Source organism: Caballeronia udeis (assembly GCF_044909315.1).
Classification (GTDB): Bacteria; Pseudomonadota; Gammaproteobacteria; order Burkholderiales; family Burkholderiaceae; genus Caballeronia; species Caballeronia udeis_A.
Genome location: NZ_JBIYEB010000005.1, coordinates 141624 through 164795, shown reverse-complemented (window position 1 = coordinate 164795; position 23172 = coordinate 141624). Strand labels below are relative to the sequence as shown.

Here is a 23172-nt window from a genome sequence, read left to right as displayed (position 1 = left end):
TCACCACTGAGACCGTTTCGAATCAGTCGAGCAGATCGGGTTCCGCTTCGACCAGCCCTTCATACAAACTCTCGAACGAAAACAGCGCACCTCCGGGGCGGCCGGTGCGCTCATGCGTCAGGGCTGCCACGTCATGCGGGATGAGCTGCGGCGTACCGGCTGCTTCGGCGAGCAGTTGCGTGTGGCACGCGTTATCCAGCGCGAGATACCACCAGGCAGCCGCTTCCACCGTCGGACCCGCGGTCAGGATGCCGTGGTTCTTCAGGATCACCGCCTTGCTCGAACCCAGCGCTTCCGCAATGCGCGCGCCTTCCTTGGTGTCGAGCACCACACCCTGGAAATCGTCGAATAGTTCGTGATCCTCATAGAAGGAGCACGAATCCTGCGTGAGCGGATCGAGCTTGCGTCCCAGTGTCGACCACGCTTTTCCATACAGGGAATGTGTATGCGCCGCCGCCACAATATCCGGGCGAGCTTCGTGAACGGCCGCGTGAATCGCGAACGCGGCCTGATTGACCGGCCCTTTGCCGACCACGATCTCGCCGGCGCTATTCACCAGCAGCAAGTCCGAAACCCGCATGCGTGCGAAGTGCCTGCCAAGCGGATTGACCCAGAAATGATCGGGCCATTCAGGGTCGCGTGCAGTGATATGGCCGGCCAGGCCCTGATCGAAGCCGCGGCGGGCGAACAGGCGAAACGCGCCGGCAAGCCGTTCCAGCCGATGCCGGCGTTCAGCGGCGGGCGTTGCAGGAGCCGGGACTTCGTCGAACCAGAATTTGCGGACGGGCGTGGCGTGCAGGGTGAGGCCGGGCGCGTCGGTGAGGGTGCTCATTGTTTGATGTCCTTTGGCGTTCAAGCGGCGTTCTGACTCGTCCGGATGAGCTTGTGCCGCTAGCGGCCAAGACGGGTCCCGGCGAGTGTCCCTGGTGCGAACCGGCAGAACGCTCGATCGGCCGACACCAGTGAACAGTCCCAGAGGCTAGCACCCGGGTCTGTAAAGGTTAAATATCAAATGAAGATAACCATATCGATTGCGCAGAGGGGCGCTCTCCAACGCTGCATGTTTATTGCTAAGGGCTTACCGAATCAAACAAAAACGTCCCTAGCGCCGCCCGTACCTCGTCCAGTGTTTGTTGCGTGACAGCCTTGGCGCGCTGCGTGCCTTCCCTTAGCACACTAAAGACGTGTGCCGGATCCCGGGCGAATCGTTCCCTCCGTTCACGCATGGGGGCGATCAGCGCCTGCAGCTTGTCTTCAAGCCGGTGCTTGAGTGTCATGTCCCCAAGCCCTCCTGCGCGATACGCTGCCTTCAGGCGTTCCACTTCGGTGCGGTCGTCATCGAAAACGTCCAGGTATGTAAAGACCATGTTGCCCTCCACGGTTCCCGGATCAGATGCCCGCAGGTGGTTCGGATCGGTATACATGCGTTTCACCGCTTCGCGTATGACATCGGGCGAGGACGAGAGCGCAATTGAATTGTTCTGCGATTTGCTCATCTTCGCTTTGCCGTCGACGCCGGGGAGGCGGCCCATTGTCGGGATCAATGCCTGGGCTTCCGGCAGGACGTCGACGCCCGCTTGCCGGTTGATGCGGCGAACGATCTCGTTTGTCTGTTCGATCAGCGGAGCCTGATCTTCTCCTACCGGAACAAAATGAGCCTTGAACCCGGTGATATCGGCGGCTTGCGCCACGGGGTAACAGAGAAAACCCGCCGGAATATCGCGTCCAAAACCGCGGGCCTGAATCTCTTCCTTGATCGTCGGGTTACGTTCGAGGCGCGCGACCGTGACAAAGTTCAGGTAAAGCAGGGTCAATTCCGCGAGGGCCGGCAGAGCCGACTGGACCGCGATGGTGGTCTTGCCCGGGTCGATACCGACAGCCAGATAATCCAGCGCCACCTCCAGTACATTGCGGCGCACTTTGTCCGGGTCATGAGCGTTGTCGGTCAGGGCCTGGGTATCGGCGACGAGGAGGTATTGCGTGTGCGTTTCCTGAAGTTCGAGCCGGGTCTTCAGCGAGCCAACATAGTGGCCCAGATGCAGCGGGCCGGTCGGGCGGTCGCCAGTCAGGACGGTGAGGCGTGGTGCGGATGACGGGGTGTCGTGCAAATCGTGCATAAACGGATTCTCTTGGAGAACCACCGCAGCACGAGCGAACCGGGAGATGAAACCACGTCGGCCGGACTGCGGCGGTCATGGTCATTAAAAAAGGCGTGACAATGCCGCTCCTTCAGGAGCGGCACCAGGTACGAGCGGTAGCGGGGTTGATGGCGGACATGGCGTAAGAATGCCATAGAGCAGGGATTGCTGACAACGCCCGGCGCTCGAGCACGTTATTCTGCGGCCGCGCCGCTCGCGGCGAGAGAAGCGGTGCCGGCGATCCACCGTCTCCATCCGCCGAACGAGGTAATCTCGCGCGCGCCTTCCAGCCCGAAGGTATCGCAGATAAAACCGGCCTCCCAGCGGCCGTCGGAGAGTTCGACCTTACCGAGCCCCAGGGGCGCGGGAATGCCCGTGAGGAATGACCCCAGTTCCGTGCTGGGGAGTTCCCACACCTCGACCTCGATAGCGGAGCCATTCGCATCGGCAACGCGGGTCATCCCGGGCCGCGCCACAGTGCCTTCGATCGCAAACAGGCGGTAGCGAGGTGCGCTCAACGTGCGTTCAACCAACCGTCCGCCGCGGCGAAGCAACTGCCAGTTCAGGGGCAGTCCCTCCATATGCGCACCGCAGACTACGATTCGGGCGCGATCAGCATGAGCTCGCCGTGGTAGTGGCGTCAGATCGGGAGCGCTGCCTCCGGCAACAGGCAATCCGTAGATTCGTTGCAATCGATCAGCTATGCTGAGTAAATATTGATCGGTGAACGGGCGACCGAATACCGTGACGCCCCAGGGAAGTTTATTCACCATGAATCCAGCCGGAACCGCTACGGCTGCATAGTCCAGCAGATTCATGAAGTTGGTGTAGTACCCCAGCAAAGAGTTAGGGCCGATAGGGTCCGCCTCCAGTTCAGCCAGCGTAACGGGCCGGGGAACACTCGGCGTCAGGACAAAGTCTAGCGGGCCCATAACCGCGTCGCAGACTTGCTTGAGCGCCTGAAGGCGGTACTGTGCGCGAAATGCATCGACGGCGGTCGTGCCGGGCGCTTTGGCGAGTACGTCGCGAATCACGGGCAATACGGAGTCGGGCCGGGCTTCCATCAACTCTCCCGCGACGCTGTAGCGCTCCGCGACCCATGGCCCTTCATAAAGCAATCTGGCGGCTTCGGCAAACGGCGCGAAGTCTATTTCAACGGCGGTTCCGCCAGCGGCTTCCAGTGCCTTCCGGGCTTGTTCGAAAAGCGTGGGACTTTCAGTGCATCCTGCAAATTCGAGTGCGGAGGGTACGCCGAATCGAAATGCGGATACTTCACCAAACGCACTTGCGTCATTGAACTGCGGGTTGCCGCGGCTATAGGCGTCGTGCGGGTCAGGCCTTGCTGTGAGCGCCAGCAGTTCGCTGGCTTCCCGGGCGGTTGCGGTGAGGTAGGTCACGCAATCGAGGGTCCGGCAAGCTGGCACCACACCCGCGGTCGACAGCAGACCTTTGGTTCCCTTGACGCCGACGAGATTGTTTAATGCCGCAGGCACCCGGCCGGAGCCTGCCGTGTCGGTACCCAGAGCGAAGCTTGCCACGCCTAATGCCACCGCCAGCGACGAGCCCGCGCTCGATCCGCCCGCAGGGAAATCCGGATGCACGCTGTTGCGGCACTTGCCATAGGGCGAGCGCGTGCCGTTGAGGCCGGTGGCGAACTGATCGAGATTGGTCTTGCCGATGGGCACGGCGCCAAGCGCAATCAATTGCGCAACGAGCGTTGCCGATTCGGTGGGGGTATAGGCGAACGCGGGGCACGCGGCGGTGGTGGGAATGCCGGCCAGATCGATGTTGTCCTTGATCGCGAACGGAATGCCATAGAGCGGAAGTGTATTGATATCCCGCCCTTCCAGTTCATCCAGATAGGGCGCGATTTCGGTTTCGCTCAGTAAATGAATGAAGAGATGGAACTCGGGATTGAGGTCGGCGGCTTTCGCGAGCAGTCCGGCAATCAGTTTGCGAGGCGTGATTTCTTTGGCACGATAAGCGGCGCGCAGCGTTGACATGCGCAGGTCGAAAGAAGACATTGTTTTTCCTGATCTGACTGGTTAAGACCGTTCGATGATTACAACCCGCTGGCCTGCGCGTACAGGCGAGCCCGGCGACACATACACGTCGCTCACGGTCCCTGCGCATGGCGCACATACCGATATCTCCATCTTCATCGACTCGATGATAAGCAGTACGTCCCCCGCTGAAACCGTTTCGCCGGTCGCCACGCGGACCTGCCAGAGATTGCCTGCGATCTCGCTGTCAACCGCCACCTGACCGTTTTCCAGCGGCGCTATTTCAGTGCTTTCCGGTGCCGGCGCTTCAAGGCTTTCCTCCGATGCTCCGGCTTCACGCCAACGTTCGCGCTCAGCCTGGAAGGCCGCTTGCTGACGCTCGCGGAAGTGCGCTATGCCATCTGCTTCGCGGGCTAGAAATGCCTGATAACCGGCAAGAGACAACTCTGTCTCCTCGATCTTCAGTGGATAGCGCCCCAGCGGAAAATCCGCGCGGATGCGTGTCAGTTCGTCGGCGGAAACCTCGTAGAAGCGAATCTGATCGAAGAAACGCAGCAGGTAAGGGCGCCCCGCGAAATCCGTGATCTCGCGATAACGATTCCACATCTGCAATGTGCGCCCGACGAACTGGTAACCGCCCGGCCCCTCCATGCCATACACGCACAGGTAAGCACCGCCGATCCCCACTGAGTTCTCCGCCGTCCACGTCCGCGCGGGGTTGTACTTGGTCGTTACCAGACGGTGGCGCGGATCGAGCGGCGTTGCGACTGGCGCACCCAGGTAGACATCGCCGAGACCCATCACCAGATAACTCGCGTCGAACACGATCTGCTTGACCGCGCCGATGGAATCGAGGTCGTTCATTCGACGGATGAACTCGAGATTGCTGGGGCACCATGGCGCGTCGCGGCGCACCGTCGTCATGTATTTATCGATAGCGAGCCGGCACGCGGGATCATCCCAGGAGAGCGGCAGATGCACGATCCTCGATGGCACGCGCAGATCCTTTTGCAGCAGTACCTCCTGCCACGCTCGCTCGATCTCGGCAAGCAGGCGCCTGAGCGGCAGGCGTTCCGGCTGGTAGTGGATCTGCAGGGAGCGAATGCCCGGTGTCAGGTCGATCACGCCGGCCAACGCGAGTGCTTCAAGTGACTGCATCAACGCGTGACCGCGAAAACGCAGCACGAGATCGAGTTCGGGCGGCCCGATTTCGAGCAGCAAATGCGTGTCGCCCGAGAGCCTTGCGACCAGCTTTGCGGCGTCGGTTCCGGTGTCGAGAACGATTGGCGAAGTGAGTGATTCGCACGGAGCGTAATCGGGCTCGCGCTGAATTTCCAGCGTCTCCAGTTCATGCAGCCGGGCGGCTGCGGCCTGACGAGCCGCGTCAATCTGCACGGGTACGAAGCGGACTTTATCGCCGGCTTTCAGCTGCCCGATCTGCCAGAGATCCGCCTCGATGATCGTGACCGGACAAACGAAACCGCCTAGGCTGGGACCATCGGGTCCGAGGATCACGGGCATGTCCCCGGTGAAATCGATTGCGCCGACCGCGTACGGGTTATCGTGAATATTGGATGGGTGCAGCCCGGCTTCGCCACCGTCCTCGCGCGACCATTCGGGCTTGGGCCCGATCAGGCGCACGCCGGTGCGGCTCGAATTGAAATGGATTTCCCATTCGGTTGCGAGGAACTGCTCGATATAGCGCGGGCTGAAGTATTCAGGCGCGCCGTGAGGGCCGTAGATCACACGCAGCGTGCGCACGGTCTCCAGTTCAGGCACGAAGAGCAGGGCGGCGCCTGCGCTGACATCGGTCAGGGGATTGAGATGGAGCACGTCGCCGGCGCGCAGCGCACGGCCGCCGTGACCGCCGAACTGGCCGAGCGTAAACGTGCTGCGACTGCCTAGATAGACTGCGACGTCGAAGCCGCCACGCACGCACAGGTAAGCCCGCGCGCCCGCGCCGCGAATCGTGCCGAGCGTGAGGGTCGAACCGGCGGGAATGAACAGCGTGGTATGCAGCGGTTGTTCCACTTCGTCCAGCAACACGGGCAAGCTCGCGCCCGTGACAGCCACAACAGCATCTGTATTGAAGCGCAGCGCCGGACCGCTCATGGTGATCTCAAGAGCGGCAGCGTTCGTGTCGTTGCCCAGCAGGCGGTTGCCAAGCCGCAGCGCGCGGTCGTCCATTGGGCCCGATGGCGGAATGCCCACGGCCCAGTAACCTAGCCGCCCCGGGTGATCCTGTACGGTGGTTTGCGTGCCGCCGCTCACCACTTCTACCGTGCTTGCGTGATACCGCAGCCGTTCAAGGCAGCGTGTCCAGGGTTGGCCGGAAGCGAACGGCGTGTCGTCGATAATCTGGCGCAGGTAGTCACGGTTCGTCTCTACGCCATAGAGGCGCGTGTCGTGCAACGCATTGGCGAGAGCACGGCGGGCTGCGTCGCGCGTGGGGGACCACGCGATAACTTTCGCCAGCATTGGGTCGAAGTACGGGGGCACCTCGCAACCGGCTTCAATCCAGGTGTCGATGCGAAGCGTGCGACCGTCGGCGAGAGGGAACGCAACGTCGGTCAGGAGGCCCGGGCTCGGCTTGAAATCGCGGCCCGGATCTTCGGCGTAAACGCGTGCCTGGATCGCGTGACCAACAGGCTTTAGCGTCGCGGCCAGATCACTCAAAGGCGCGAGCGTCCCCGCCGCCAGTTCGATCATCCAGCGCACCAGGTCGACTCCCCAGACCTGCTCGGTCACGCCGTGCTCGACCTGCAAGCGCGTATTCACCTCGAGGAAATAGAACTGTTGCGCGGCGCTGTCGTAGACGAATTCGACCGTGCCCGCCGAGCGGTACTCCACGGCCTTGGCGAGCTTGATCGCGGCTTCGCAGAGCGCCTCCGGCATGCCGTCCGGCAGACAGGGCGCGGGCGTTTCTTCCAGCACCTTCTGGTTGCGCCTCTGCACCGAGCAGTCGCGGACGCCAAGTGCTATGGCGTTGCCGCGGCCATCGCCGAACACCTGAACTTCAAGATGCCGCGCCCGCTCGATGTACTTTTCAAGGAACACGCCCGCGTCGCTGAAGTTGTTCAGGCCGAGGCGCTTTACTACATCGAAATGCGCACCGAGTTCGGTCGCGCTCCAGCAGACACGCATGCCTATGCCGCCACCGCCCGCCGTGCTTTTCAGCATGACGGGGTAGCCGATTCTTTCGGCGGCCTGCAACGCGGCGTTCACGTCTTCAAGAAGACTCGTGCCTTCGAGCATCGGCACGCCCTGTTCCGCTGCGATTGCGCGGGCCGTGTGCTTCAAACCAAAGGCGCGCAATTGCGCGGGCGTGGGTCCGATAAACGCAATGCCCGCTGCTTCACACGCTTCACCGAACTCCGCATTCTCCGAGAGAAAACCGTAGCCCGGATGGATCGCCTGCACGTTTTCCCGGCGCGCGATGTCGAGGATCTTCGCGGCGTCCAGATAGGTGACCGACGCCGGTCCGTCTCCGAGACCATGAGCAATCGTGGCCTCGCTGACATGCAGACTGGCGCGATCCGCCTCCGCATAGACCGCGACACCCTTGACATCGAGTGCGCGAAGGGTTCGAAGGATGCGGCACGCTATGGCACCGCGATTGGCGATAAGGACTTTCTCGAACATGAGGGATGACGGATGCGTGGGCGGGCCGTCCCGCCACGGGAAAATGCATGCCGCGGTCGTCCACGGCAAAAGGCGTCGCTGAGTCGCTGGACGCCGCGTCTACTTGAGCTTCAGTTCTTCGCGCTTGCGGGTGCAGGAGCGGCCCGAGCGCACGAGCAACACGAAATAGAGCCAGTCGCGCCAATGCTTCAGTTCCATATCAGCAACTCCGCAGGCGTGGGGTTGTAGGCGTTGCAAGGGTTGTTCAGTTGCGGGCAGTTGGAGATCAGCACGATCACGTCCATCTCCGCACGCAGTTCCACGTATTTACCCGGCGCCGAAATACCGTCTTCGAAGCTAAGGCTGCCGTCGGACGTGACCGGCACGTTCATGAAGAAGTTGATGTTCGCGCCAATGTCCTGTTTCGACAGGCGTCCGTCGTGCGCACAGGCTCGCAGGTAATTGTCGCGGCAGCTATGCATGTAGCGTTTTTCCAGCGCATAACGCACCGTATTGCTCTCCTGGGCGCACGCGCCGCCGAGCGTGTCGTGACGGCCGCAGGTGTCCGCCACAAGGGTGAGCATCGGATTGCCGAGGTTTGAATAGAGCACGGTTCCCGTGGTGAGATACAGGCTCTTCTGGCGCCGCAGCGTGCGTTGCGGATCGAAGCGTTCGCGAGGATCGGCAAGACTGTAGAACAGCGTATCCACCGCTTGATTGCCCTCGAGATCCAGAATGCGCAGGGTCTGGCCGGCTCTCACTTCGTGAAGCCAAGGTTCCCCGGCCGCAAGCGTTTCGCGCAAGACGGCGTGTTCGGGAAGTTTGTCGCTGTGCTTGAGCGTTGTAGTCATGGTGTCAATTCCGCTTAGAGAAAGAACCGGTCGGTGTTGATGAAACCGCGCACGTTTTCTTCACACGAGGTACGGCAGAATTCGGCGGCCTGTCTATCCGCCTGTGTGAGCGAAAGCTTGACCGGCTTGGGCGCATAGTCGGAATTCGGATCGAGCGGATGCTGGATTGCAGTCAGCACGACAAGTGTGTTCATCGGGGCGTAGAGTTCGACGTAGTCGCCGGCCTTTGAATTGCCCGGGACGAAATTCAGCGCGCCTTCGCTCGTGACATCAACGCGGCTGAAGAGATTCAGCGTCATCAGCAGGTCGGAGAGGGAGAGTCCCCATTTGCCGAGTTCAACCAGCAGGTTGTCCGTGCCATTGCGATAAAACGCGTTACGTAGTTCCTGATAGCGGCCCACGCCGTATTTGCTGTTCACCTCGTCGGCGTTGGACACACCGCCTAATGCGTCATGCCAGCCGCATGTGTCGGCGACTATGGCGGCGAGCACACGGCCCATGTCGGAATACAGGCAGTGGCCGGCGGTCAGCTTCGCGGTGTGCTGGCACTTCAGCGTATCCGGGAGGTTCAGCCGTTCGCTTTTCTCGGCGGCGTTGACGAGCATGAGGCTGACGTTTGCCCCGCCACGCAAGTCGGTAAGACGCAGGCACTGACCGCGCTTCACCATCAGCGAAGCATGGCCGCCGCCTGGGACGGTTTCTTCCAGTAGCCAATCCATTTTGGGTTTCCTTTAAACCGGGATCACGTCCGCGCGCAGGGCGCCTTGCACGGCGGCCTGCGCCACGTGAAGGGACGACGCTGAATCGCGGGTGTGATCGAGTGGAATGTTGTAGGTGATACGCGCGCCATAGGCACCCGGTGCTTGAGGATCGACGCGCACCTTGTCGAATACGAGCACGCGGCTGCCAAGCGTGAAGCCTTCTTTCAGGTCGTGCGTGACCATGAAGATCGTCAGGTTCGATTCGCGCCAGAGACCAAGCAGCAGTTCGTGCATGTCCCGGCGGATACCGGGGTCGAGTGCGCCGAAAGGCTCGTCGAGCAGCAGCACGCGTGGTTTCATCACCAGCGCTTGTGCGATTGCCAGACGTTGCTGCATGCCGCCCGAGAGTTGCCGCGGGTACTTGTCCAGCGCCGCGCCCAGGCCGACGCGTTCGAGCATGGCGACCGCTTCGTCCAGCGCCGCGCGGCGGCGTGCACCGAACAGCCTGCCGGTGAACTTTGCCTGTGGCAGTTCCAGTCCGAGCAGGACATTGCGAACCACGCTCAGATGTTCAAATACCGAGTAGCGCTGGAATACTACGCCGCGATGTTCATCAGGCTCGGCGGGCAAAGGCTTGCCGTCGAGCAGGATCTCGCCGCGTGTCGCCTTTTCCTGGCCCAGCAAGAGGCGCAGGAAGGTGGACTTGCCGCAGCCGGAAGCCCCGACCATCGAACAGAATTCGCCTTCCGCAATGCTGAGGTTCAGCCGCTCCAGGACGACCTGGTCGCCATATTTCTTCCATACGTTGCGTACTTCGATCATCGCGCGCCTCCGCCGAACCACGGAAACATCCATTGCGTCAGGCGTCTTAGCGCTTCGTCCATCAGCCAGGCGAGCAGCGTGATCCACATCACGTACGGGAGGATCACGTCCATTGCCAGATAACGGCGCACCAGGAAGATGCGGTAGCCGAGACCGTCGGTTGATGCAATGGCTTCGGCCGCAATGAGAAACAGCCACGCGGAGCAAAGCGACAGCCTCATTGCGACCAGGAGACGCGGCAGCAACTGCGGCAGGATCACACGCAGGATCAACGTCCAGCTCGTGGCCCCCAGGGTCTGGGCCTTCACCCACAGCTCGGCCGGAATCTCGCGGGTACGTGACTGCAGGTCGCGAATGATCATCGGTGTGATGCCGATCACGATCAGGACGACCTTCGACAGTTCGTCCAGTCCGAACACGATGAACAGGATAGGCAGCACCGCGAGCGGTGGAATCATTGAGAGCACCGTGATGAACGGCGAGAAGGTTGCACCCACCAGCGGCAACGCGCCCGTTGCGATCCCCGCGACCAACGCGATAGCTGCGCTGACCGCGAGCCCGATGCCCAGCCGCCTGAGGCTCGACACCGTGTCGTCCCAGAGCAGGTATTCGCCGGTGCGCTTGTCTTCCGTGAACGCGACCTGCTTGATGGCGTCGCTCATTTGTGCGGCGCTTGGCAGCAGCTTGTCGTCGGGATTGACCTTGAGCCGCAGCGACGACCCGGTGAAATAGATCGCCACCAGCACGATGAACGGCAGCAACAGCAGCATGAGGCCGCCGCTTCGGCCGGGATGTTGATTGATGAGTCGCATGGCGCGCACCTTGGTTGGAGAAATGCCTGGGCTTAGAGCTTGCCCGCAGCCGCCATGGCGACATACGACGGATCGAAGCGCAGCTTGACGTTGCTCTTGCTGCCAATCACGACACCTTTGTCGAACGCCATGCCGACCGCATCCGCGCTTGGCGCGCCCTGACCGAGCAGGCCGTGATCGAACGAGAATCTGGCGACCCGCGTCATGATCACCGGCAGGTTGGGGCTGCTGACAAAATCGAGTGCGGCTTGCGGCGTGTAGAAGAGGGCGGTGGTGGAGAGCTGACCCTTGAAGCCCGCGAGATCGGTCCCGGAAGACTTGGCCATTGCGGTCAGCGCAGCCGTGCTGCCGGGGCTGTTCGCATGCATCAGCGCGACCATCTCGAACCACGCGCCGGTGAGTGCCTTGCCGAGCGCCGGGTTCTCCTGCAGTGTCTTCGTGTTGACGACCATCATGTCCATGATTTCGCCGGGGATCTTGCTGGAGTCGAAGACTTCGGTGACGTTCGGCTGAGCCTTGAGGTCGGCGAGCATCGGGTTCCAGGTCACCGCCTGCTGGACTTCGGGCGTGGCGAATGCCGCTGAGATATCAGCGTCCGACGTGTTCACGACCTTGAGGTCACGCTCGGTCATGTGGGCGCTTTCAAGGGCGCGTGCGAGCAGGTAATGCGAGACGGAGAACTGGACCAGATTGATCTGCTGGCCCTTGAGGTCCGTGAGCTTCCTGCCCTTGCCCTTGATGAGCACACCGTCGTTGCCGTTCGAATAATCGCTGACGATCAACGCAGTCGAATCAACGCCGCCGGACGCGGGAATGGTCAACGCGTCCATGTTGGTCATCGCGCAGCCGTCGAACTTGCCCGCGGTGTATTGATTGATGGATTCGACGTAGTCGTTGAGCTGCACGACATCCACGTTGATGCCGTATTTTTTGGCCCATTTGGAAACGATGCCCTGGGTCTTGGCTTCGCCCCACGGCATCCAGCCAGCGTAGATAGTCCAGCAGACCTTGAAGTCCGTGCGGCCGGCGGCGAATGAGGGGGTGGAGGCGAGGGTGACGAGAGAGACGGCGGCGATGCCGAAAAAGCGAACAAGCTTACGCATGAGTGTGACCTCAGAGGGGACGGTTAGCGGGCGGCCAGGAGCAGCGCGAATATCGCGTTCTCTCCCGGGCTTTTATCCCGCCGTGTAACCTCGCCTGAGGTCGACAACTCTCGGACCAGCACCCGCTCGACTAAGCCAAGCAGGCCGGAACCCTAGTCATCCATTTCCAGATTGTGTGCTTTGACCGGATGCTGCGCCGGCTCCTTGCATTTGTTCTTAAGCGATAAGCGTGCCATCAGCCTGAGTGCTTGTTTCTTAAAGAGCCGGTTCGAAACAGGTGCTCGGGTTTGGGCCTTGGCGCACCGCGTTAAAGCACCCGGCGCACAGTGCTCGTGCATGCCTTGCGCCGTCAAGGCAGCCCGCTAACCCCCTCCCTCGAGCCGGGGTATTCCCCAATCAACCGTGTTAACCCCAGGATATTGAAGCCCTCTGTGAATGTCCTTATGATCGGTGCAACGATTTAGTAAAACGTTCTACCAAATCACAAGAATTAGACGGATGACAGACGGAGACAAGGAAATGCCCGGATCAGATCATTGCTTTTCACCTTATTTATCAGGTCGTTCTCTATCGCGCCGCCGCTTTGTGCAGACCGCTGGCGCAGCGCTTGCCACGCTCGCGCTTCCGGTGATCGGGCGTGCGGCGCCGCCCGTCCAGTTGCGGTTTTCATCCACCATGACCGCCGACGAAAATTCTGCGCACTACATCTATTACCAGCGCCTTCAGGCCAACCTCAAGAAGAGCGTGGGTGATCAGATTCGTGTCGACTTTTTTCCGAATGGACAGTTGGGCAAGGAGGCTGACGTTGTCCAGCAGGTTCGGCTGGGTTCGATCGACATGATGATCACGGGCAGCTCGATCTGGGCAACCGCGCTTCAGGAACTCGCGCTGCTGGACCTGGGTTTCCTCTTCGATAACTGGGCGCACGTCGGCAAGTCCGTCGATCACGGTGTTGCCGATGTGTACGACAAGCTGATGCAATCGCGTACGGGATGTTCGATCATCGGCTGGGGTTCGCATTTCAACGCACGCAGCGTCTACACCAAGCCCGCGATCAAGGACCTCGCCGCGCTGAAGAACGTCAAGCTGCGCGTGCTGCCCACGCAGGCCTTTATCGAAACCTTCAAGCTGATGGGCGCCATTCCCACGCCGATTGCTTTCAACGAGGTGTACACCGCGGTGCAGACAGGCGTGGTCGAAGGTTTCGAACACGACGCGGCCAGCGTACTGTCAAACAAACTCAATGAGGTGGTGCAGAACAGTTGGCAGACGAATCATTTGTTCAGCCCATGCATTACGGTGATCGGCAAGCGGGGACTCGCGAAGATTCCGGACGCTATCAAGCCCCAGTTCCTGGACGCGGCCCGTGAGGCGAGCTTGTACCAGCGGCAGGAGGCGGCAACGAAGGGAGCGGACGCGCTTGGCGCCCTCAGGAAGGCCGGCATGACCTTCTACCCGATGGCCGATGCCGAGCGCAACAGCGTTCGCAAGCTGATGCGCGACAAGCTCTGGGTGCCGTTCACGCAAAGCAATCCGGTGACGGCGCCGGTACTGGCCGCCATTGACGCCGCACGTGCCTGAGGTGCCTGCGCCGCTCGTGGTGTCCGCTTCCGGACCATGAACAGAGAACCGAAACATGAATGAATCACTCAGCAAGATGGCGCCCCACGAGTTGCGCATGGCCGATGGTCCGCACGACGTGGCAGGGCCAGCGGTGGGAAGCCCGGCCGTTAGCGCAGGCACGTGGGGCTTCGGCACGCTGACCACTAGCGGCCGGTTGCTCGCCACGCTGTGCATTTTCATAGAACGTCTCTGCGGCATAGTACTTGCCGTCGATGTCCTGGTGGTGTTCGTCTCGGTGATCCTTCGATACTTCGTGCACCATCCCGTCGACTGGGCGGAGGAAGTTGCCCGCGGTCTCATGGTGACCATGGTGTTCCTGGGCGGCGCGACCGTGCTTGCACGCCGTCAGCACGTCAATATCGATTTCTTCCGCACCTTGCTGCCGCGGTCGTGGCGTGCAGCCGCGCTGCAGATTGGCTACTGGGGCATTGCGGGCACCGCGGGCGGCCTTGCATATTCGGCGTGGCTGTTGCTGGAAGACTCGGCCAACGTCACCACGCCGATGGGCTTGCCGCAATGGATCAACGTATTGCCCGTGCTGTTGGGCGCCGTGCTGATGACAGCCGCGGCGGTAGCCAGTGCGATCACCGGCGCGACCCGCACGACATGGCTGACCCTGGCTTGCTGCTGCGTGGCGGCCGCTGCGGTGTGGGGCTGGAACACCGCTTTCCCGCAATATGCGGTGGCGCCGTGGGCTTTGCTGCTAGCGGGTTTTATCGCCGGCTTGATGGTCGGCGTACCCATTGCGTTTGTGCTGGCTTTGTCGGCGCTGCTATATTTCATCAGCGACCCGACCCTGCCCATGATCATCTATTCGCAGCAGGTGATGGCCGGGATGGATCACTTCGTGCTCCTCGCTATTCCGTTCTTCGTGCTGGCCGGACTGGTGATGGAAGTGAACGGCATGTCCTCCCGCCTGATTGAGTTGCTGGTGCGGATCTTCGGCCGCGTGCGCGGCTCCATGAACCTCATCGCCATTCTTGCCACCGCGTTTTTCTCCGGCGTATCAGGCTCCAAGCTCGCCGATATTGCCGCGGTCGGGGGCATCGTCGTGCCGGCCGTGCGACGTACGCGGCAGGACCCGAACGAGACCGCCGCGGTGCTCGCTGCATCGGGTGTGATGGCTGAAACCATCCCGCCTTGCATCAACATGATCATCATCGGTTTCGTTGCCAACATTTCGATCGGCGGGCTGTTTCTAGCGGGCATTGTGCCGGCGGTGGTAATGGCGCTCGCTCTTGCCACAATGGTGGTGATCTTCGGCAAGAAGGTCGATCCACGCACGGCCTTCGCCAGCCGCAAGCCCATTTTCAGGCTGCTCGGCGGGGCGCTGGTCGCGCTCGTGATGGTCATCATGATCGGCAAGGGCGTGACCTCGGGGATCGCGACGTCCACCGAAGTGTCCGCGTTCGCCGTGGTCTATGCTCTCGTGATCGGCGGCCTTGCGTTCCGGGAACTGACGCCACGTGCGATAGCGCGCTTGTTCGTGCGCGCTTCAGCCATGGCGGCGGGCATTCTGTTCATCATCGCGGCGGCGTCCAGCGTCGCGTTCGCACTGACCATCCTGCAGATCCCTTCCATGTTGTCTGCCGGCATGCTCGCACTTGCGCATACCTACGGAAGCGTCGCGTTCCTGGCGGTATCCGTGCTCATCATGATCGTGTTCGGCGCGGTGCTGGAAGGCGCCCCGGCACTCATCATCTTCGGTCCTTTGCTGGTGCCCATTGCCGTGCAGGTCGGCATCAACCCGCTGCATTTCGGCACGATCGCGGTCACCGCAATGGGGTTCGGCCTGTTCTCGCCGCCGTTCGGCCTGGGCTTGTGCGCAACCTGCGCCATGACAGGCACGCGGGTCGAGGACGTCTCGCGCCGCATGCTCAAGTACCTGGCGCTGCTTGTGGTGATGCTGGTGCTGCTGATCCTCGTGCCGTCCATTTCGCTATGGTTACCGCGGCATTTCAACATGGCTTGATACGGACATACCATGGCTACGATTCATGACGTTGCGGCGCTCGCGGGGGTATCGACCAGTTCGGTGTCGAACGTGCTTAACGGACGCACCGAGAAGCTGAGCGCCGCCACTTATTCGCGCGTGGAGGAGGCGATCCGCAAGCTCGCATTTCGTCCCAATCGCGCGGCACGCCAGTTGAAGACCGGGCATACGCCCATGCTCGGGCTGCTGGTGCCTTCCACCGCGAACCCGATGTACGGTCAACTCGCGCTGAACGTGGAGGCCGCGGCGCAGTCGCGATTCAACTACCGGCTGCTGCTCGGCAACACGCATCGGGACAAGCAACAGGAAGCGCGCATGTTCGAAGACCTGCTTTCGTTCGGGGTGCGCGCGGTGATCATTGTGTCGTCACTCAATGACGAGCGTCATCTCGAAGACGCCGTCGCTCGTGGCCTGGCTGTAGTCAGCTACGACCGCAGCGCGAACGACGGCAGCCATTCGCTGGTCGACCATGTATCGGCCGACAATTACCAGGCCGGTTATCTTGCGGCCGACCACCTCATCGCGTACGGCCACCGGCGGCTTGCGTTCCTCGTACCCGGCGGCAAGACGCTTAGCCGCGGCGAGAAGATCGACGGCTTCCGCGAACGAGTGTCACGCGAAGGGCCGCGCTATAGCGCAAGCGTGGTCGAAGGGCGCGTGTCGGAGGCGTTCGGCGATTCAGAACTGCCCGACCTGGGCTTTGCGATGGCAAGCCAGGTTGCCGCGATGCGTCCGATGCCCACGGGCATTGTGACCGTCAACGACATGCTCGCGATCGGCTTGATGTCCGGGCTGCAGCAACTGAATCTGCGGGTACCCGACGATATATCCGTCGTCGGCATGGACGGCTTGTCGGTCGCCGCGTTCACCAATCCGGGTTTGACGTCGGTCGCGATGCCATTGACGGAGATGGCCGGCACCATGGTTGAACGCGCCATCGCCCGCTCGACGCAGCCTGATTTGCCGGCTGCCGATTTTCTTTTTCAACCTGCGTTAATCGCGCGTCAGTCGGTTGCCAAACCGCCGCGCGCCAAAAAGGCGGCCTCATCGACATGACGAAGATCTATTTGACCCACTCGCCCGATGCGCTCAAGAACTACTACGGAGACCGGGCGCTTGCCGAACTGTTTGCGCTCGGTGAAGTGAAGCTCAATCCGTTCGACCGGCCGTTGTCACTGGACGAACTTGTTCGTGAAGCGCAGGGGCAGGATATTGTCGTGGCAAGCCGCGATTCAGCGGCTCCAGCCGCGCTCTTCGACCAGTTGCCCGAGCTGATCGCGTTCTGCCGCGTGGCGGTGGATATCCGCAATATCGATGTCAGTGCCGCAAGCCGTCACGGCGTCCTCGTGACACGCGCGACGCCGGGCTTCGACACGTCGGTCGCGGAATGGGTCGTGGGCGTGATGATCGACCTGAGCCGCGGCATCAGCGCGGCAGCCGCGGCGTACTGGCAGCAACGCGCGCCGGTCATTGCAATGGGACGCGAATTGCGCGGCTCGGTGCTGGGCATTGTGGGCTACGGGTTTATCGGTCAGCGGCTCGCAGAGCTTGGCATCGCGCTGGGCATGCAGGTGGTGGTGAACGATCCGCTGATCAGGATCACGCAGCCGGGCGTTGAACAGGCTTCATTCGACGATGTACTGAAGCGTGGCGATTACGTTGTCTGTCTTGCACCGGCCACGCCGGAGACAGCCGATTTGTTCAATAGCGCGGCGTTTGCGCAGATGCGGTCTCACGCATTTTTCATCAATGCGTCGCGAGGCGAACTGGTTGACGATCATGCGCTGCTTCATGCGCTCGATGCCGGTGTGATCGCCGGCGCGGCGGTGGATGTGGGCCGTGCCGCCGATCAGATGCCGAGCCCGGCGCTGGCAGCTCATCCGAAACTTGTCGCTAGTCCGCACGTGGGGGGGCTTACGCCGCCCGCCATCGAGCATCAGGCGATGGACACGGTGCGGCAGGTCCGGGCGCTGCTCGACGGCGTCATACCTGAGCATGCGGTCAACGCGGAATGCGCCGCGCGGCTGACGCGTTTGCCGGGTTTTTCCGGCGTTTTGCAAGGAGAGCGTTCGTGATCGACACGTCCCTGAACATGCTTGACAATGCGTGCGATTGCCACGTTCACATCTACGACTTCGAACGTTTTCCTCTCGCCAGTACCTCGACTTACGGACCGCCACAGGCGTCGTGGAGCGACTACACGGCAGTCCAGCGGCACCTGGGTCTTGCACGCGCGATCCTCGTGCAGCCTACAGGTTACGGTTATGACAACCGCTGCCTGCTGGATGCATTGAAACAGGCCGGCGGGGCAGCTCGCGGGATTGTGGTGATCGGACCCGACACACCCGCTAGCGAGTTGCGGGCCATGCATGACGCAGGGGTAAGAGGCGTGCGTTTCATGATGATTCCCGGCAGCGGCGGCGTGCTTGCATGGGACGACCTGGAAGCCGTTGCGAGCCGCATTGCGGAGTTTGGCTGGGTGATCAATCTTCAACTCGATGGCCGCGATTTAGCGCAGCATGAGGCGCGTCTGCGCGCGTTGCCGTGCCTGCTTACCATTGATCACATTGGCAAGTTCCTGGAGCCGGTCGCCACCGACCACTCCGGTTTCCGGAGCCTGCTTGGCCTGCTCGATGCAGGTCGGACCTGGGTGAAAGTATCGGCTCCGTACGAGACCTCGAAGCTCGGACCGCCCCATTACGACGATGTCAGCAAGCTCGCCAGCGCACTGACCGGCTCGTACCCGGAGCGTTGCCTGTGGGCCAGCAACTGGCCGCATCCGGGCCGCAAGCCCGTGCCCAATGATGCAGAGATGCTTGCGCTTCTGTCGTATTGGGCTCCGGACAGTGCTGTGCGCCGGAAGATTCTCGTCGACAATCCCGGGCAGTTGTACGGCTTCGACACTTGAGCCGGTGCAACGGCGATTGTTACTGCGATTTCTTTTCGATGCGCATGGCGCGCGGTGAATCCGTCATTACCGCGTCTATACCGAGAGCGGCTGCTGTTGCGTATGCGTCTGCCGAGTCCACACCGAATGCGACGATCTTTACGTCGCCGTTGGTCTTGAAGCATTTGACGGCAGCAGGGGTCCACCACTTCGCATCCACCTTCGACACCCCCGTTCCCAACGTGAAGCGCTCGATCACTTCAACCTGACGATGCAGCTCGATCCCCACCCAGCTTCCGGCGGGAGGCGGGTTGTCGCAGGTCCCACCCAGCGAGAGATCGACCAGGCGATTGCGGGTCGCATCGCGCGTCTCGAACACCTGTGCCTGGCGGTGCGTTTTCATCAACTCGATCGCTTCGGCGTCAGTGGAGTACAAGCGCACGCGCGACCACGCGTTCGCGCTGTCCAGAACCTGCGCGACCGCTTCGACCAAAGGCGCCGCGGGCGTTTGCTTCATGTCGAGCATGATTGGTACATTCCGCGGCACCGCGTCCAGTGCTTCATGCAATGTAGGAATGCGCAGCGGGTTGGCGCGATACGGGTAGCTGAGTTGGCCCGAGGCGTCCTTGCGGCTGAACGAATAACCCGCGTTGAGCTTGCGAAGGTCGCTGAGCGTGATCTCGTCCAGGCGGCCCTGTCCGTCAGTCAGAGAACCCAGGTCGGCCGGGCGATAGAGAACGGGGACTCCATCCTTCGTTACCTGGACAGTCATCCAGAGTGCGTCGGCGCCATTCTCGAGGGCGGTGCTGAACGCTTGTAGCGTGTTCTCCGGCGTATCCCCGGTGCCACCCCGATGCGCGATGACAAACGGCGCGGCAAGCGCGGGCGTCAGTGGGAGCGCGATGACGATCGCCAGTGCAAGCGCAGCGACGCGCAAACACGCAGGCCGTGGAACCGGTGTTCTTCCCGTCAGCGTAACCGTGGCATTGATTTTTTGCTTCATTATTATGTTATCCGAAATGAATGGAAATGAGTCTATATCCGGAGTTATTTATTATATTGATCTGGCGCAAAAACGTGTGGAAAGATTCATCGATTATTGAAAAGGTGTTCAAGAGAAGTGGGCGCAACTATAGTCAGCACAGTTGACATTCGAATGACGATTCAGGGTATTGAAATGAACATTCAAAAACGCTATCGGGAAAACGATGGACTATTTGAGACAAACGGGCAGGACGATGAGACGGTGTCGTAAAGGGGCATGCAACGATTCCATTTACACTCGGGCTGCAGCCGGCGACTGCTGTAACAGTCCTGCCCGGGCGGCATTCAGAACGTGATCGGCACGGGACATTGCTGGATAATGGTTTGCGCACCACCGTTTCCTTTTTGCGCCATCCACCCTTTAAAACGCCGGACAGCATCAAATGAACGTCGGTCCTTTTTCGCTCCCCGTGCCACCGCTGATTTTCTTTATCAGCGTAATGGTCTCGTTGTTTGCCGGTTGGCTCTTTCGCAGGAACAGGGCGAATGTGGATGGCGCGGTTTTCGGCAGTGTGCTCACCGGGCTGGTCGTGGCTCGTCTGTCGTTCGTCCTGCGCTACCTGCCCGCTTATAAAGACGATTGGGTGAAGATGCTCGATTTCCGGGATCAGGGGTTCGACCTGGTTCCCGGCCTTGTAGCAGGAGGATGCGTGGCCGGCTGGTTTTTCCTGCGCCGCCGTTCAATGCGCATACCTTTGCTGGCTGCCGTGGTGGCAGGTGCAGTGGTCTGGAGTTCGGCCACCGTGGTGGTCAGTTTGTCGAGGCAGCCGGCAAATGTACCGGTTGTTTCGCTGTTGAATATCGATGGCGTTCGCCAGTCCCTCGCCAAAGGCGACGGCCGGCCAACCGTGGTGAACCTCTGGGCGACGTGGTGCCCGCCATGCCAGGCGGAAATGCCGGTGCTGGCGGAAGCTCAGGCGGGTACACCGGATCTTCATATTGTGTTCGTGAACCAGGGCGAGACGCGCGATGTAGTAAGCAGCTATCTGAATTCACATGATCTTCACATCAAGAACGCATTGCTGGACCCAGGTCTTGCGGTGGCAAGAGCGGTGTCGGCTACGGCTTATCCCACGACGCTCTTTTATGATGCACAAGGCCGCTTGCTGTCGGCCCACCTGGGGCAGTTTTCACGCGCTTCATTTGCTCAGGCGATTGAGCAGTTCTATCCGGACATTGCGTTAAACACCGGCCAGTGATTTCCATGGGGGCGTGCTTTCCACCCGGCTTCAGCGCGACGGACCATAGGAAATCATATGAACGGGTAGGGTGACGAATGTCTTTGTTTCTGCCGCTTACTGGATGACACCTGCCATGACCGCACAAACTGATACAGCCGCCGCATTCCCTTCATCGGTCGTTACGCTGCAAAGCAAATACGACTTCGAGGAGACCGTTTCCCGGCTCAAGGCAGCGCTGGCTGCGCATGGCGTAACGCTCTTCGCCGATATTGACCAGAGCGCAGCCGCTGCGAAGGCCGGTGCGAGCTTGAGGCCCACGCGGTTCCTTCTGTTCGGCAATCCGAAAGCGGGTACGCCGGTGATGGAAGCCAACCCGCACGCAGCGCTTGAGTTGCCGCTTAAGGCGGTTGTCTGGGAAGACAGCGGAAGCGCGGTATGGGTGGACTATCAGGACGTGACAGCAACGCTTGAGTTGGACTATAAGGTCGACGCAAACCTGATCGCTCCACTGAAGGCGATGCCGACGTTGCTAAGCGGAGCCCTGGCTTAGCGGCATGCAGTGTGACACGAATGCGCATTCGAAAAATGGCTTTCGTCCTACCCGTGCAGAGACGGGATTTTGTCCGGCACGGTAACATTGCCGGCTGAATCCAAACGTCACGCTCACCTCTTAAGACTCGACCCATGACAATGTCATTAGCCCTCGACCCCAACTTTTGCGATCTGCTGACGGACAGCCACCTTCGGGTGGTTGGTGCGCCGTTGCTCGATCCGGAAGTCTTGCAGGCCGATGCCGCACGATGGTTATACGAAGACGCACCATTTTGCGTAGTCGCGCACAACACGGATGCCGACCCGCGGTTTGTCTACGCAAACCGGGCGGCGCTGCAATGTTTCGAATACACGTGGGACGAAATGACGGCATTGCGTTCCCGGTTGTCCGCGGAACATCCCAATCGTAATGAGCGCGATGTTTTGCTTGAATCGGTGCGCACCAAAGGCTATGCAAGCGGATACCGCGGCCTTCGGATCGCCAGGTCGGGAAGACGCTTCTGGATCGAGGACGTGACGGTCTGGAACCTGATCAATCGCGAGGGAATCTATTGCGGGCAGGCTGCGACTTATCGGCAGTGGCAGGATGTTTAAGCGGTAGAGCGTCGGGTCCAATCTCATAGAGGCAGCTATGGGCAGTCCCGTTATCCGTAGCGACCGTTGTAGCCGTGGCACCATGATCAACGCTTAGCCCGTACCAAGACCGCTAACACATCGCAGATACGAATATGCATATCTGCTTTTGTTAAGACGGAGAATGACTGCCAGCCGTTAAGATGCGCTAACGATTATCGGGCGAACTTTCATGGCTAGCGCACCCATTCTTACCGACGGCGGCGGACGTCTCCCACCGTTACAGACCCTGGCGTATTTCGATGCAGCCGCCCGCCATCTGAATTTCACATCGGCGGCGCGTGAACTCGGCACATCGCAACCGGCCGTAAGCCATCGGATCAGTGCGCTTGAAGCAGACCTTGGCATGCCGCTTTTCAAGCGCTTGCACCGAGGCGTTGAACTGACGGAGGAAGGAGCCAGCCTGTTCGAAGCCGTGTTCGAGAGCCTGGACAGCATCCGCTCCCGCGTGTCTGACATACGGTCACGTCGCCGGCGCCGCACCTTGACCCTTGCAACCGATTTCGGCTTTGCGTCGTACTGGCTTTTGCCCCGGCTTGCGGAGTTGCGCAGCCTGATGCCGGAGTTCGACGTTCGCATTACGTCGTCGCAACAGGACTTCGACGCCATGCGTGATCACGCAGACCTCGCAATCACGTTTGGCTCCGGCCGGTGGTCGGGCTGCACGGTTCAGAGATTGTTTGCGGAGACGGTCGTGCCGGTCTGCGCTCCTTCGCTGCTAAAGAACAAGGAAGATCAACTGAGCCGCCAGGATCTGGCCGCACAGCGTTTCCTGCATCTGGAGAGCGCTGTTCCCTCGAGATGGCTTACGTGGGCGGACTGGTTCAACGAGCACGACTTCACCCCCGCGCCCGACAGCCGGCACTTCACATTCAATAGTTACTCCAATGTGATCGAGGCGACGGTAGCGGGACAAGGTGTCGCCCTCGGATGGATTCCGTTGATCGACCCGCTTATCAAGAATCGCAGTCTGGCAATAGCAAGCAATAGGACCATGACAACGAGCGGCGGTTATTACCTGCTCGTGCCTCCGACGGACCGGTTCGGCGAGGCAAGGGATCAATTGGTCCGATGGTTGCTCGCCGAGTGCGGGAAAGACGGGCAACATCAGGCCCACTGGGTGGAGACTGCAAGCAAACGGTATGGAAACCCCGTCGCCACGCTTGATCCAGCTTGAGGACCCGACCTTGGCACCTGCGCTTTTCCCG

At 61.0% G+C, this 23172-nt stretch carries 19 protein-coding genes and 1 riboswitch; of the genes, 9 read left to right on the top strand and 10 right to left on the bottom strand.

Going from position 1 to position 23172, the window contains the following annotated elements; translation table 11 throughout:
- Nucleotides 1-22: 22 nt before the first annotated feature.
- The 9 genes from ABH944_RS10275 to ABH944_RS10235 form a co-directional block, all read right to left on the bottom strand.
- Nucleotides 23-832, bottom strand: a complete 810-nt coding sequence (locus tag ABH944_RS10275) for a class II aldolase/adducin family protein (RefSeq protein ID WP_404606697.1) — start codon at nt 830-832, stop codon at nt 23-25.
- Nucleotides 833-1070: 238 nt separating this feature from the next.
- On the bottom strand, nt 1071-2117 hold the full coding sequence (gene trpS / locus ABH944_RS10270; RefSeq protein WP_404606695.1) for a tryptophan--tRNA ligase: 1047 nt from the start codon (nt 2115-2117) through the stop codon (nt 1071-1073).
- Nucleotides 2118-2332: 215 nt separating this feature from the next.
- Nucleotides 2333-4162 carry an allophanate hydrolase gene (gene atzF / locus ABH944_RS10265; protein WP_404606694.1) on the bottom strand — a complete coding sequence of 610 codons (1830 nt, stop codon included), beginning with the start codon at nt 4160-4162 and terminating at the stop codon, nt 2333-2335.
- A gap of 21 nt (nt 4163-4183) precedes the next feature.
- The gene (gene uca, locus ABH944_RS10260) at nt 4184-7783 is read right to left on the bottom strand and encodes an urea carboxylase (protein ID WP_404606693.1); all 3600 of its coding nucleotides are present in this window, start codon (nt 7781-7783) and stop codon (nt 4184-4186) included.
- Between the two features lie 188 nt (nt 7784-7971).
- On the bottom strand, nt 7972-8613 hold the full coding sequence (locus ABH944_RS10255) for an urea amidolyase associated protein UAAP2 (RefSeq protein WP_404606691.1): 642 nt from the start codon (nt 8611-8613) through the stop codon (nt 7972-7974).
- Between the two features lie 14 nt (nt 8614-8627).
- Nucleotides 8628-9332, bottom strand: a complete 705-nt coding sequence (locus tag ABH944_RS10250) for an urea amidolyase associated protein UAAP1 (RefSeq protein ID WP_404606689.1) — start codon at nt 9330-9332, stop codon at nt 8628-8630.
- A 12-nt stretch (nt 9333-9344) separates the two neighbouring features.
- Nucleotides 9345-10136, bottom strand: coding sequence for an ABC transporter ATP-binding protein (locus tag ABH944_RS10245; RefSeq protein WP_404606687.1), 792 nt, complete (start codon nt 10134-10136; stop codon nt 9345-9347).
- Nucleotides 10133-10948, bottom strand: coding sequence for an ABC transporter permease (locus tag ABH944_RS10240; protein ID WP_404606686.1), 816 nt, complete (start codon nt 10946-10948; stop codon nt 10133-10135). The genes ABH944_RS10245 and ABH944_RS10240 overlap by 4 nt, the downstream gene beginning before the upstream one ends.
- A 32-nt stretch (nt 10949-10980) precedes the next feature.
- Complete coding sequence (locus tag ABH944_RS10235; protein ID WP_404606684.1) at nt 10981-12051, bottom strand: putative urea ABC transporter substrate-binding protein; 1071 nt, start codon at nt 12049-12051, stop codon at nt 10981-10983.
- 59 nt (nt 12052-12110) lie between these two features.
- Nucleotides 12111-12218: riboswitch (guanidine-I (ykkC/yxkD leader) on the bottom strand.
- A 352-nt stretch (nt 12219-12570) separates the two neighbouring features.
- On the opposite strand from ABH944_RS10235, the gene ABH944_RS10230 reads away from it, so the two are divergent.
- The 5 genes from ABH944_RS10230 to ABH944_RS10210 all read left to right on the top strand — a co-directional run bounded on the left by ABH944_RS10230 (nt 12571) and on the right by ABH944_RS10210 (nt 18575).
- Nucleotides 12571-13632, top strand: a complete 1062-nt coding sequence (locus tag ABH944_RS10230) for a TRAP transporter substrate-binding protein (RefSeq protein WP_404606682.1) — start codon at nt 12571-12573, stop codon at nt 13630-13632.
- A 97-nt stretch (nt 13633-13729) separates the two neighbouring features.
- Nucleotides 13730-15646 carry a TRAP transporter large permease gene (locus tag ABH944_RS10225; RefSeq protein ID WP_404606956.1) on the top strand — a complete coding sequence of 639 codons (1917 nt, stop codon included), beginning with the start codon at nt 13730-13732 and terminating at the stop codon, nt 15644-15646.
- Nucleotides 15647-15658: 12 nt separating this feature from the next.
- A complete protein-coding gene (locus tag ABH944_RS10220) occupies nt 15659-16723 on the top strand; it encodes a LacI family DNA-binding transcriptional regulator (protein ID WP_404606680.1) in 1065 nt (354 codons plus the stop codon).
- Nucleotides 16720-17742 carry an NAD(P)-dependent oxidoreductase gene (locus ABH944_RS10215; protein WP_404606679.1) on the top strand — a complete coding sequence of 341 codons (1023 nt, stop codon included), beginning with the start codon at nt 16720-16722 and terminating at the stop codon, nt 17740-17742. The genes ABH944_RS10220 and ABH944_RS10215 overlap by 4 nt, the downstream gene beginning before the upstream one ends.
- A 17-nt stretch (nt 17743-17759) precedes the next feature.
- On the top strand, nt 17760-18575 hold the full coding sequence (locus ABH944_RS10210; RefSeq protein WP_404606954.1) for an amidohydrolase family protein: 816 nt from the start codon (nt 17760-17762) through the stop codon (nt 18573-18575).
- Nucleotides 18576-18594: 19 nt separating this feature from the next.
- Here ABH944_RS10210 and ABH944_RS10205 read toward each other — a convergent pair whose 3' ends face one another.
- Nucleotides 18595-19545: a glycerophosphodiester phosphodiesterase family protein gene (locus ABH944_RS10205; RefSeq protein WP_404606952.1), complete on the bottom strand. Its 951-nt coding sequence runs from the start codon at nt 19543-19545 to the stop codon at nt 18595-18597.
- Nucleotides 19546-19981: 436 nt separating this feature from the next.
- Here ABH944_RS10205 and ABH944_RS10200 point away from each other — a divergent pair, with 436 nt between their 5' ends.
- The 4 genes from ABH944_RS10200 (at nt 19982) to ABH944_RS10185 (ending at nt 23141) form a co-directional block, all read left to right on the top strand.
- Nucleotides 19982-20797, top strand: a complete 816-nt coding sequence (locus ABH944_RS10200) for a prolipoprotein diacylglyceryl transferase family protein (protein WP_404606678.1) — start codon at nt 19982-19984, stop codon at nt 20795-20797.
- Between the two features lie 115 nt (nt 20798-20912).
- Complete coding sequence (locus ABH944_RS10195; RefSeq protein WP_404606676.1) at nt 20913-21329, top strand: DUF302 domain-containing protein; 417 nt, start codon at nt 20913-20915, stop codon at nt 21327-21329.
- 134 nt (nt 21330-21463) lie between these two features.
- A complete protein-coding gene (locus tag ABH944_RS10190; protein WP_404606674.1) occupies nt 21464-21925 on the top strand; it encodes an MEKHLA domain-containing protein in 462 nt (153 codons plus the stop codon).
- A 211-nt stretch (nt 21926-22136) separates the two neighbouring features.
- Complete coding sequence (locus ABH944_RS10185; RefSeq protein WP_404606673.1) at nt 22137-23141, top strand: choline sulfate utilization transcriptional regulator; 1005 nt, start codon at nt 22137-22139, stop codon at nt 23139-23141.
- The last annotated feature ends 31 nt before the right edge of the window (nt 23142-23172 follow it).